The following is a 12,550-nucleotide window of genomic DNA, read 5'->3' on the forward strand; positions in this document are numbered from 1 at the left end:
AAGAAAAAAAGGATGGAGTATTCTAGTAATAAGCAATTCAATACTATTGCAGCTATCTCAGACATTCACAGTAATGTCTTTGCGCTTGAAGCTGTGCTTGCTGATATCAGACATCGAGATATTGACCAAATTGTTAATCTCGGAGATATTCTATATGGACCGATTGCGCCTAAAGCCACGTATGAGCTTTTAACGAAATATCAAGACGATATTATTACTATTCGGGGTAATCAAGATAGACAGATTTATGAAGCTACGACAATAGAGATGAAAAGCAATTCTACGCTGACTTTCATTACAAAAGATTTGCCTAAAATGGCGATAAGATGGATGCAGAACTTGCCTTTTGATTATCATTTGAATGACGATATATATCTGTGTCATGGGTCGCCAGCGGACGACATGATATATCTATTGGAAAATATAGAAACAGGGCAGCCGACGCTACGTAATAACACAGATATTTTAGCATTGCTCAAGGGTATCGACAGTTCAGTTATCGTATGTGGCCATACTCATATTCCGCGTACAGTCATGCTATCGACAGGACAAATTGTTGTTAATACAGGTAGCGTTGGCTATCCCGCCTATAAAGATGATTTACCAATCGTGCATAAAATGCAGACTTATTCGCCCCATGCCAGTTACGCTCTTATTAAATGTGTTGAAAATAAAAAAGGTAAGCAGTGGCAAACTGAGCATATTAGAGTGCCTTACGATTATGAAGCAGCAGCTAAATTGGCTTTAGCAAATGGTCGTGAAGATTGGGCGTTTGAATTAAGGACAGGGCGAGTATTGTAACTGGAGAATAGTCAAAGTGTCTTTAGATCAAGCTGATAATATTGATTGCGGTAACTATAATTTTTATATATATAAAAAGGACTGATTAAAATGCTAACACTGTTTATGGTACAACTTGGTGGTCGCCCCAAAGGTCGTTTGATTGAGCAACATGATATATTTTTTGGCGTGGCCAACCAAGTCAGCGAGCTGATAGAGGATATCAATCAGCACTGGCCTGAGGTTAAAAATAAATGGCACATTGACTCGTATCGAGCGATTAGCAAAGTTGATAATTATGCGATTAAATTGGTCGAATCAAGTAGCCAAACAGAGAGTACCAACGATGTAGAGAGTACCAACGATTTAAAGTTATTCTTTATCAATTTAGGGGGTTATCAGCGCGGCAGTTTCGAGGAGTTTCATTATAAGCTGCTTATCGTTGCTGCTACTCAAGCGGACGCTATTAAGCAAGCAAAACAGAGCGAATTTTATAAAGCCTTTACTTATAAAGATAAAGAGTCGCCTTTTAATGCCGCCTCGCATATTGATGATAAGTTTGAGGTAGATATCGACGATATTTATAACGTCAATGACCTTATTCCAAATGTTCGGTTGTTAATTAAGCCGATTACTAACGATAACAATGAATTTGCGAATACTGATGATAAAGAGTACGTTGGTTATCTGAGTATCAAGAATTTAAGGAGGTTAGGATAATATGGCTTTAAATATGTACTATAAAAACGGCGTTATTCGCAAAACGCGTAGCCAAATCTCTGATGAGCTATTGACCACGCTTTATCAGGTTCATAATAATGCCAATTTTCCACAACTGACGTGGTTAATTGATAATCTTTATGAAAATCCACAGATCCAGCCTGATGTCGCTAAATGGTTAGCTGATGAGGTGGTGGCGTTTGAGAGACTGTTACTTTCGTTGCACCTGCCTTTTCCTATGCTGCCTCTGCAAAAGCTCCATAGCTTCTTTACGGGAGCTGCAGCTAGGGGGCAGGTGATTTATACCAGTAATTAGTGAATTTTTTGCTTTAGCCTGTTTCTATAACCATCTTGAATCACGCCCAAATTACCCCCATAATCTAAGCACTTCCAAATAATAAATAGCCTAAGTAAATATGCCCAATACTTCTAAGAATACCGCAGAAACTGCTACTGAAAACCTAACCAACGACCTAAGCTCTAATGAATTTAGCTCCAACGAAAATGAAGCAAGTAAAGCCGCCAACCCAAATAATGATGACTCAAATATCACGGTAAACAGTGATAACGCATCTTCGTACGTGAAGGTTGCCACTAACTTACCAGTTTTAGCCAAAGATAGCTATTATCTCAGCCGTTTAGAGCGTGAGCTGGCACGTGCCGCTGTGGCTAATAATAAAAGAGATCAGAAGGGTTCTGATAATAAAGCAGAGGATGGGCTAACCAAAAAACGTGCGCAGTATGACAAAATAAAAACCCGCTCACAGCAAGCGGTGCAAGCGCGTATTGATAGTATTCCTCAAGATTTAGCAGCCAAGTTAAATCTTGACTTGCCCGTGAGTCAACGTGCTGATGACTTGGTTCAAGGTATTATCGATAACCAAGTGATTATCGTGGCAGGTGAGACCGGTTCTGGTAAGACGACGCAATTACCAAAGCTTGCAATGCTGGCAGGTCGCGGTATCACAGGGCAAATAGGTCATACTCAGCCAAGGCGACTGGCAGCACGCAGCGTAGCAAACCGTATCGCGGAAGAATTGGGCGAGCAGCTCGGTAATACCGTCAGCTTTAAGATTCGTTTTAATGAGCAAGGGTCGGCACAATCTGTCGTGAAGCTGATGACCGATGGTATCTTACTGGCTGAATTGGGGCATGATCGGTTTTTAAGTAAGTACGATACTATTATTATTGATGAGGCGCATGAGCGTAGCTTAAATATTGACTTTATTATGGGTTATTTAAAAAAACTGCTGCCCAAGCGCCCTGATTTAAAAGTCATTATTACCTCAGCGACCCTTGATACTAGACGCTTTAGCGAATATTTTAGCCATTATGATAAAAAGCTCAAGCGTAACGTGCCTGCGCCGATTTTTAATGTCGAAGGTCGCAGTTACCCTGTGGAAGTTCGTTATCGTCCGTTGACCGATGAGCCAGTAAACAGCTCGGATGATGACAGCTATGATGACTTTGAAGAGAATCTGCCTCGCGCGGTGGTTGCTGCCGTCGAAGAATGTTTTAGCGATGCACAAAACAAAGGTCATGCCGATCAAGCAGATATTTTAATATTTGCGGCGACAGAAGCTGAAATTCGTGAGCTCCAAGAGGTGCTTGAGCGTCATGGGCCAAAACATACCGAAGTATTGCCCTTGTTTGCTCGCCAAACTTATGAAGAGCAGCAGCGAATCTTTCAGCCGTCAGGTCGCGGCCGGCGTATCGTTATCGCCACCAACGTTGCCGAGACGGCACTGACCGTACCCGGCATTCGCTATGTGATTGACTTAGGATTTGCGCGGATTTCGCGTTATTCGTATCGCTCACGCGTACAGCGTTTACCGATTGAAGCCATCTCACAAGCAGCGGCCAATCAGCGTAAAGGGCGTTGTGGTCGTGTCGCGCCCGGCGTTTGTATTCGGCTTTATAGCGAGGAGGACTTTACTGGTCGTCCAGAGTTCACTGAACCTGAAATTTTACGTACCAATCTTGCCTCCGTTATTTTGCAAATGGCCAACCTGCGCTTAGGCAGTGTCGATGATTTTGCCTTTATTGAGCCACCTGATAGCCGCTTAGTTACTGATGGGCATAAATTGCTCGATGAATTGGGCGCGATTACTTCTAAAAAAGAAGCCTCTTCTGCTAAGCAAACCAACAAGCCCAAAAAAGGTCTTGACCATCTGGTTCTGACACCGACTGGGCAAAAAATGGCACGTATGCCAATCGACCCAAGGTTGGCACGTATGTTGGTTGCCGGTAGCGATTTTGATTGTATTCGCGAAATGCTCATCGTGGTTGCGGCGCTTGCTGTCCAAGATCCGCGCGAGCGTCCTGCCAATAAGCGCCAGCAAGCGGATCAAAAGCATGCAGAATTTCGCCAAGATGACTCCGACTTTTTATTCTATTTAAGTCTCTGGAAAGCCTTGTTTGAAAAAGACGAAGACGGCAACAAACTGTCTGGTAATCAGCGTAAGAATTTTACCAAGAAAAACTATTTGAGCTTCCCGCGTGTGCGCGAGTGGAATCAAACCCATCGTCAGCTGGTACAAATGGTCACTGAGCTAAAACTGACCGACGTTAAGGAGGCAAAAACTACTAATAAAGGTAGCAATAAAAAAGCTTCTTTAGATAATGTGACGAGCGACCCTACCGCGATTGAAGATGAAGAGCTCAAAGCCGTTAAATATGCCAATTTACATCGTGCATTATTAACGGGTCTGTTATCTACGATTGCGCATAAAACTGAAAATCGTGGTGAATACTTAGCCGCGCGCCAGCAAAAAGCCAAGATTTTCCCAGCCAGTACGGTGTTTAAACAAGTACCGCCTTGGGTCATGGCCTTTGAAGTGGTGGAAACCTCGCAAGTGTTTATGCGTACCGTTGCTAAGATTGAGCCTGAATGGATTATCTCAGCGGCAGGCGACTTGTTAAAATATCACTACTTTGAGCCGCATTGGTCGAAAAAGACGGGACGTGTTAAAGCTTACGCGCAGATTAGTTTATTTGGGCTGATTATTATTAGTAAACAGCTGACCAACTATGAGCAAGTGAACTTGGCTGAATCGCGAGAAATCTTTATCCGTGATGGTTTGGTGACCGGTAATTTGGGTCGGCAAGCGCCATTTTTACAGCATAATATGGATAAAATCGCTGATATTGAACGTATCGAAGATAAATTGCGTCGCCGTGATTTATTGGTTGATGAAGAAGCACTGTATCAGTTTTATGATAAAAAAATCCCTGAGCATATTGCCAGTCGTAAAACGTTTGAAGATTGGCGGGCCGAGGTGGAAAAAACTGATACTAAGTATCTATTCTTCACCGATGATGACGTGCTTAATAGCCAAGCGCCAACGACAGGCGATTTTCCAGAAGTGTGGAAACTGGGTGATTTAAAATTACCGCTGCGTTATGTCTTTGATCCGTCAAGCGATGATGATGGCGTGACCATTCGTGTGCCACTGGTAGCGCTACCGCAGCTTGATGCGATTGAGCTATTGTGGGGCGTACCCGGTTGGCGCTATGAGTTGGTATTGCAATTACTCAAGTCATTGCCCAAAGACATTCGCCGTCAAATCGTCCCCATTCCTGATACTGCCGATAGCTTGTTTGATGAATTGCAGCCTGCTGGTGGTCAAGGTTTATTAAAGCAGCTGTGCCAAGCTTTAAATCGTCGCGGCATTATGTCGGTGACGCCTGAGAGTTTTAATCCTGCTAGCATCGATCGCTATTTACAGCCGCAAATCTGCGTGGTCGATGACAAAAACCGCATTATCGAAAAAGGTCGCGACCTACAAACGCTACAAATTCGCCATGCTAGTGAAACCCGCCAAGCAGTGAATGAGCAGCAAGGCACACATACCGAGTTCCCTGAGCATTTCGCCTTTAGCAAAAACCATCATAGTGCAGGCGTGGTGATGAAACAGTTTGCCGCCTTGGTCGCAGACGCGTCGGGCGAGGCGGTATCGATTCACCAATATACCGATGTCAATGCAGCGTTGCAGGCGCATCGTATCGGGGTTTTAACTTTAATAAAAGCTAAGCTTGGCGCGAAGAAAAAACAGCTGACCAGTCAGATTGATAAGATATTTAAATTGGCTTTTGCTCCCCTTGGCGATATGGAGAAGCTAAAAACCATCGTCATCGATGCGGCATTGGATGCTGCGCTTGAAGAGCATTATGTGCTATTCGATCATACTGCCGATTTACCTGAAAGCGCTGATGATATTGCCGTAGCCCTTGCGGAAGAATTGCCTTTTACGCCAGAGGAGTTTGAAAAAACCTTAGAAGTCGTCGCTGGTAACTTCCTATTAACGGGTCAAGATGTCATAAAAACGCTTAAAAATGTCTATACGCGTTGGCAGCGTATCCGTCAGAGCTTACTCATGCTTGATAGAGAAATATTTGGCGAGTCTATCGAAGATATCGAAGACCAGCTAGAGGATTTGCAATTGGCTGATTTTGTTTATCGCATGGATTATAGCCATTGGCAGCAGTATCCGCGTTATTTGGAAGCATTAGAGATTCGTCTTGAGCGCCTTGAGCATAATCTGGAAGCGGACCTCGATGGTGTCTACGCTCTCGATGAACATATGGAGCGGCTGGCAAATCGTGCCAATGATAAAGCCATTAGCGAATATCGCTGGATGGTTGAGGAATATCGCATTCAGCTATTCGCGCAGCCGATGAAAACCCGCATGGCGGTATCACCGAAGCGTCTAAATAAAATGTGGGAGAAAGTGAATTAAGGCTCAATTTGAGCTTTAGAACTTATTTATTGACAACATTTTTCTGGGCGTTACACAATAGATTGATGTAATTTTTTTAGCAGGATAAAAAATAATGATTAAATTTAGACTGATAATATTAGGATTTGCATCAACTATATTTATGATTACAGGCTGTGGTGAAACACAAGCCAGTAGCAATAGTGACATAAAGGCAGTCGCACTCGATGATGTGGCAAAAGAAGTACAGTTACGCGGTAAGTTTAAAAGAAGCTTTGAGGTTCATGAACTGGTTTCTAATGGCGTCACTTACTACGTATCAGATCCACAGCAGCTATTAATGAAAGATTCAAAAAGTATCAATCAACAAGGCTATTATAAATATTTCGAGACTTGCGTCGTTGGTAACATCAGCGCTATCGGTAAATATGGTCCTTTAGGTAAATATCAAAAGCAAATAACGGTCAGTGAAATCTGCGCCTAGTTTTGATAGCACGGGTGAATGAATGCACCTTCTTGCTCTAAACAATCTTTATCATCAATAAAAAAAGGCTGGATTAGCAATCGCTAATCCAGCCTTTTTATTTAACTATAGATAAACTATAGCAATACTCTAACCTTTGGATACACCATATTGGCAGGAGACAAAATATCATCTAGAGTTTCTTTGTCCATCAGTTTTTCTTCTAATACGATGTCGTAAACACTGCCGCCAGTTTCTTGAGCTCTTCTCGCAACAAAAGAAGAGGCGTCATAACCAAGGTGCGGATTTAGCGCGGTGACCAGACCGATATTATTGAATACCTCGACACTACATGCCTCGTTGTTCATCATCAGACCATCAATACAGCGCGTGGCAAACATCTCACAGATATTAGCCAGCATGCTCATACCGGTAAACAAGTTAAAGGCAATGACGGGCTCAAAGACGTTGAGCTGTAGCTGACCGTTTTCTGACGCCATAGCGATAGTATGGTCGATACCCATGACATGGAAGCAAGCTTGGTTCACCACTTCAGGGATCACAGGGTTTACTTTACCCGGCATGATGGAGCTACCAGGCTGCATTTCAGGCAAGCGATATTGCGCCAAACCAGCTCGCGGACCCGAAGACTGCAAACGTAAGTCATGGGCAATCTTAGATAAACGCGCAGCAAAGAGACGCAAATTGCCAGACAAAGCCACATAAGCACTGGTGTCTTGTGTCGCTTCAATCAAATCTTCAGCAATATAATAAGGTCTGCCAGTCAAATCAGACAAGGTTTTGGCAACTTCTTCAGAATAGCCCGCTGGTGCATTCAAGCCCGTACCAATTGCTGTGCCGCCCATATTGATTTCATGAAACAGCGCACGAGTAGATTCGATACGATCCATCTCTTTTTTGATCATGGTTGCAAAGGCGTTGAACTCTTGACCCGCGGTCATAGGCACAGCGTCTTGCAAATGCGTGCGACCCATTTTTAATTGATCGGCAAGCTCCGCGCTTTTTTTCTTAAGGCTGTTATACAAGATATCCATTTTACTTAATAGATGGACACAGTATTCATCTAACGCCACATTCATCGCTGTAGGGTAGGCGTCGTTGGTTGATTGTGACAAGTTGACATCGTTATTTGGATGCACGTGCTGATAGTCGCCTTTTTCGTAGCCTAGGATTTCTAAAGCACGGTTAGCAATCACTTCGTTGGCGTTCATATTGGTTGACGTACCTGCACCGCCTTGGAACATATCAACGATAAACTGATCATGATATTTATCAGCAATTAAATCATCGCACGCCGCTGCGATAGCGTCTTTAACGGTGTCATTTAGTACACCTACTTTATTATTGGCAATCGCTGCCGCTTTTTTAACGGTGGCAAAGGCACGAATAAAGGTCGAAAACTGGTTTAAGCGCACTCCACTGACAGTAAAGTTTTCAAAAGCACGTAGGGTTTGGATACCATAGTAAGCATCAGCGGGCACGTCACGATAGCCGAGTAGGTCATGTTCTTGGCGAGTAGCAGTTGTCATGCAATAAATCCTTTCAATAAAAAGCCCTGATTAAGACGCAAAGATACCGTCATTTGTTAACATGACAGTAGTAGCCTTGCATTGGTAAGTCTATATGGTTGACCTTATAGCATAAGCCTTTTAGGTAGGGATTAACAATGAATATTTATTACATCACGCATAATAAAATAAAAAACTTTATATTATAAATAGTAAGCGCTAAACGTTTTTATCTGAAGAAGGCCGTAAACTCATTAAATCCACCTTCAAAGCAAAGATAATATGATTTTATCTCTACTTTAATATAGTCAGTGTAAAATAAAAGCGACACGTTATAGATTTTTGCGACTGGTATAAATTTTCCTTGCTTGCTGTTATCACAGAGGCTACGAAAAATTCATCCCAGTCGCACTGTATCGATTTTAGAGTAATTCTACTATAGTTAGTTTAAAGCACTTAATAAGCGCCAAAATTTGCTTTAGGGTTTTGCTCTTATATTTTCTGTCACCACGCCCATCGCATAAAACAGCAAGGCGATAAGGGTCATGGCGACGATAAACGGCGTTAAAACCCAAATTACAATGTTAATGAGTAATGATGATAATAGACCATTAAAGATAATGCTGTGCGGCGCGATAAAATCGGTGATGACATCGACAGCGCGTTTGGCGATCGGGAAAAGTAGGGTGCTGACAGCCAGAATATAGAGATATTTGGCGAAGTCAGGATTGCTTGAGAGGACGATAAAGTAAAAGCCTACATAGTAGCTGATACCTAATGCCCAGCATTTGAGAGTGTAGCTGAAACGAATCATGTGACTTCCTCCCTAAATCTGACGGTGATGTGACCATCCATGGATAACACATCAATATCTAATATATTCCAATAATTGAATATATTATTATATGTTATATTACGAATATACAAGTTAAGTCAACTGTTTTTTATCACCATCTTTATTTAACTAATAGCACACTAGCTGCGAGATTAAAGCCTAAAATTTTATCAATAGAAAATAAATAGCCTAAGCAAAAATTAAAAACCAATGCAATAAAAAGGGAAAAACCATGTGGAACGAGCGCTATGACGAAGCAGAATATATTTTTGGTACCGAGCCCAATGACTTTTTAAAAGAAAATTTTCAAAAAATACCGCTAGGTGGCAGGGTGTTATGTTTGGCTGAAGGCGAAGGCAGGAATGCAGTTTTTTTAGCAGAACAAGGGTACGAAGTGTCCGCCATGGATATGTCTAACGTAGGATTAAATAAAGCTTTAAAGCTGGCGCAAGATAGAGGCGTTGATATCATCACTCAAGTTGCTGATTTAGCTGACTATGAGTTTGGCCAAGCACAGTGGGACAGTATCGTTGCTATCTGGGCGCATCTGCCGCCAGCCATACGCCAGCACGTTCATGGGCAGATTGCACCAGCGCTCAAGCCAGAGGGCGTGTTTATCTTAGAGGCTTATACCGAGCAGCAGCTAAGCATGGACGCTGTCGGCGGACCTCCTGCAACACAAAAAGAGCGCTTTGGTTCGTTAGCAGTTTTGCGTGCTGAGCTGGCAGAGTTAGAAGAAATAACGGGTATCGAAAAGCAGCGCATGATTTCTGAAGGTAAGCGCCATCAAGGTTTGAGTGCGGTGGTACAGTTTATTGCTAAAAAAACAGATGAGCATGAATTTAGGCGCTAATTTATGAACGTGATTGTCAGTTTTGATAATACTTATATTCTTTGATTTTGACTGCTTAATTCTAGACCTGTAATTCAGCACTCGGGCTGATGCCAAATAAGCGTTTATATTCTCGGCTAAATTGGCTCGGGCTTTCATAACCGACTTGCATAGCGATTTGGGCGATTTGAGTGTCATTTGCTTGGATCAGTCGTCTTGCTTCCATCAAACGCAGGCTTTTTTGGTATTGAAGCGGGCTTAACTGAGTAATTTCCTTAAAATGATGATGAAACCCTGAGACACTCATCCCGCAGCGACTGGCCAATTCTTCGATAACTATTGCCTCATTTAAATGCGTCTTTATCCAATCGGTAGCTTTGCTAATACGGTGCGTATGGCTGCCATTGACCACCAGTTGGCGCAATTTATTGCCTTGCTCTGCTATAAGCAGGCGATAGTAAATCTCCTGCTGAATTAATGGAGCAAGAAAACCAATATCATTTGGATAATCAAGCAAGTGTATCAGGCGTTCAAACGCCGCCATGATGGTACTGTCCAATTGCCACTTTATTCCTAAATGACCTGCAGTATTAGGTAGTTTCGGCGGTATTTTTGCTAAAACCTCACTAATCATAACAAGGTTTAATTTCATAGACAGCACGATAACCGGACGCTCTACCGTCGCATGCCTTATATGCATGCTTAAAGGGATATTAACGGGGCAAAACATGAGATTACTTTTGTCAAACCTTTGACAGTCGGCACCTAAGTAAATCTCGCGCGCACCTTGTAAAACGATGCAGATACTAGGTTCTTGAATATAGCTGACGGCTTTACTGGGTTTATCAGCACAGTAAAAAAACAAACCTGAAACGGCGGATTCAATGGTTTTGTTTCTAGGTAATAACGATAGGAGTTGCTCAATGGTTGATTGATTCATTAGCTTTTCTTATTTTATACAATTACTCGATACTATAGAGTTTTGTAGGATTGGGCAAGAGGTTTGGAGCTGTGTTCTAACAGATTGTCGCGCTGAGTCTTATACTAGCCTTATTGAGACTGATGCAGCCTCATGATTGATTGAATCAAATTTTGTGTAAGTAAAACATAAGGAATAGATAATGAAAATATTTTATAAAACTCGCGCCACAGCAACCGGCGGTCGTTCTGGTCACACCGGTCTTGATGATGGTTCGTTAGGTTTTGATTTGGTGTCATTTCAAGAGCAAGATAAAGAAGGTGTCAATCCAGAACAGCTTTTTGCCATGGGTTACGCCGCTTGTTTTGATAGCGCCTTAAATATGACGGCGCAGCACATGAAACTGCCGATCACTGCGTCAAAGACCTCGACCCAAGTTGGTATTGGTATGAAGGCCGATGGCAGCTATAACTTAGATATCGATTTGTACGTTGAGGTGTCTGGTATCGATGAAGTACAAGCGCAAACCCTTGTTGAGGCGGCTCACCAAGTATGCCCGTACTCCAATGCTACTCGCGGTAATGTGGATGCGCGTTTGCACGTGACTGTGGTTTAGATATCATTTTATTAAACAATGGCTTTGATACCTGAGTGAGTAGATACACTAATAACTATAAACAAGTATAAGAATACCGTGACTTTCAATTGCTTGGATATATAACGTATCCAAGCAATTTTTTTATCCAAACAAGATAAAGGTCATTTGTTTAACTCTATAAACGAATAAAGCGCTCTTTGAGCAAAATAAAAATAATATCAATACTAAAACTTTGTTCGAAATTAAATAATAGTGACGTTTGCTCTCTGTTCTATTTTGTGTGAATAACTTGCTGGGCTTCGAGTTTCTCTTTATGTCTGTTATGGTAAAAACTAATAAGTTGATAGCGAAATGACAGCTTATTTTTATAGAGTATCTTTTTTACAAAGTGCTTTTCAAATAATAACAACATAATAAAAGGGCGAATATTATGAATAATGACACTAAAAACAATAACGCTAAAAACGCTGATGCTAAAAATAACAAAAAGCGCATTATCGATAATTCTGAAGATTTAAAAGCCAAAATCACCGAATCTATTGATGATTTTAAATTGCGCGCTGAGCTTTTGATAGCTAATTTAAAAGAGGGCGGAGATGATGGTTATGACCATTCGACGACCACTGCCGGTGAAAAAGGGCTTAAATCCGGAAAAGTTTCAGAGCTAACAGTGATTGCACCGTTAAAAGAAGGCGGGGCAGAACGGCTAAAAAAAGTCTTAGAGATTGCTGGCGGTAATTTGGCAGGGGCAACGCGGGTTGGCACGCTGCACGATTTACGCTTTGTGTTTTTAGACAATGACACCAGAGTGTTGTTTTGTACGGCTTATGATGGCGATTGGGACCCTTATATCGACGACTTTGCCACTAAAATTCCTGAACTGATGGATATTTTATTCGGTAGCGTTGAAGGTTGGCCTGGCATTAAAGACCCGAGTGTCAAACAGTTCATTTTAGATCATCAAATCACTGCCGCTGGTTGGTATGTAGGAGTTCCGCATCTGACTATTCAAGATATTCGCCGCCAAGACCGCATCGTTAAAGGCATTAATAAAGCGCTGGATGAAGCACAGTCTTAAAGTTTGTGATAAAACAATAAGATATCACTAATTTATGCCATCCTTTTATATCACCATTTTTAAATGGGCTGGGTGATA

At 42.0% G+C, this 12,550-nt stretch carries 11 protein-coding genes; 8 read left to right on the plus strand and 3 right to left on the minus strand.

The features are described 5' to 3' along the window. Positions 1-12: 12 nt before the first annotated feature. The 5 genes from RAH45_RS06045 (at position 13) to RAH45_RS06065 (ending at position 6,702) form a co-directional block, all read left to right on the plus strand. On the plus strand, positions 13-801 hold the full coding sequence (locus RAH45_RS06045) for a metallophosphoesterase family protein (protein ID WP_068405271.1): 789 nt from the start codon (positions 13-15) through the stop codon (positions 799-801). A gap of 90 nt (positions 802-891) precedes the next feature. Then, positions 892-1,500, plus strand: coding sequence for a DUF1543 domain-containing protein (locus tag RAH45_RS06050; RefSeq protein WP_068405273.1), 609 nt, complete (start codon positions 892-894; stop codon positions 1,498-1,500). 1 nt (position 1,501) lies between these two features. Next, positions 1,502-1,816, plus strand: a complete 315-nt coding sequence (locus RAH45_RS06055; protein WP_068405276.1) for a hypothetical protein — start codon at positions 1,502-1,504, stop codon at positions 1,814-1,816. A 100-nt stretch (positions 1,817-1,916) separates the two neighbouring features. Further along, positions 1,917-6,239: an ATP-dependent RNA helicase HrpA gene (gene hrpA, locus RAH45_RS06060; protein WP_306495823.1), complete on the plus strand. Its 4,323-nt coding sequence runs from the start codon at positions 1,917-1,919 to the stop codon at positions 6,237-6,239. A gap of 94 nt (positions 6,240-6,333) precedes the next feature. Further along, positions 6,334-6,702, plus strand: coding sequence for a hypothetical protein (locus RAH45_RS06065; protein ID WP_156508500.1), 369 nt, complete (start codon positions 6,334-6,336; stop codon positions 6,700-6,702). Positions 6,703-6,818: 116 nt separating this feature from the next. Here the strand turns inward: RAH45_RS06065 and RAH45_RS06070 are convergent, their stop codons facing one another. Continuing rightward, positions 6,819-8,231: an aspartate ammonia-lyase gene (locus RAH45_RS06070; RefSeq protein WP_068405282.1), complete on the minus strand. Its 1,413-nt coding sequence runs from the start codon at positions 8,229-8,231 to the stop codon at positions 6,819-6,821. A 457-nt stretch (positions 8,232-8,688) separates the two neighbouring features. Next, positions 8,689-9,024 (minus strand): hypothetical protein, encoded by a 336-nt coding sequence (locus RAH45_RS06075; protein ID WP_068405285.1) that lies wholly within the window; start codon positions 9,022-9,024, stop codon positions 8,689-8,691. A 253-nt stretch (positions 9,025-9,277) separates the two neighbouring features. Here RAH45_RS06075 and RAH45_RS06080 point away from each other — a divergent pair, with 253 nt between their 5' ends. Further along, positions 9,278-9,898 (plus strand): class I SAM-dependent methyltransferase, encoded by a 621-nt coding sequence (locus RAH45_RS06080; protein ID WP_306495825.1) that lies wholly within the window; start codon positions 9,278-9,280, stop codon positions 9,896-9,898. Positions 9,899-9,959: 61 nt separating this feature from the next. On the opposite strand, the gene RAH45_RS06085 is transcribed toward RAH45_RS06080, so the two are convergent. Next, the gene (locus tag RAH45_RS06085; protein WP_068405293.1) at positions 9,960-10,817 is read right to left on the minus strand and encodes an AraC family transcriptional regulator; all 858 of its coding nucleotides are present in this window, start codon (positions 10,815-10,817) and stop codon (positions 9,960-9,962) included. 181 nt (positions 10,818-10,998) lie between these two features. On the opposite strand from RAH45_RS06085, the gene RAH45_RS06090 reads away from it, so the two are divergent. Both RAH45_RS06090 and RAH45_RS06095 read left to right on the plus strand, forming a co-directional pair. Further along, positions 10,999-11,412 carry an organic hydroperoxide resistance protein gene (locus RAH45_RS06090; protein ID WP_191689904.1) on the plus strand — a complete coding sequence of 138 codons (414 nt, stop codon included), beginning with the start codon at positions 10,999-11,001 and terminating at the stop codon, positions 11,410-11,412. Between the two features lie 412 nt (positions 11,413-11,824). Next, positions 11,825-12,472 (plus strand): hypothetical protein, encoded by a 648-nt coding sequence (locus RAH45_RS06095; RefSeq protein WP_225211551.1) that lies wholly within the window; start codon positions 11,825-11,827, stop codon positions 12,470-12,472. The last annotated feature ends 78 nt before the right edge of the window (positions 12,473-12,550 follow it).

Source organism: Psychrobacter sp. van23A, from assembly GCF_030845275.1.
GTDB classification, from domain to species: Bacteria; Pseudomonadota; Gammaproteobacteria; order Pseudomonadales; family Moraxellaceae; genus Psychrobacter; species Psychrobacter faecalis.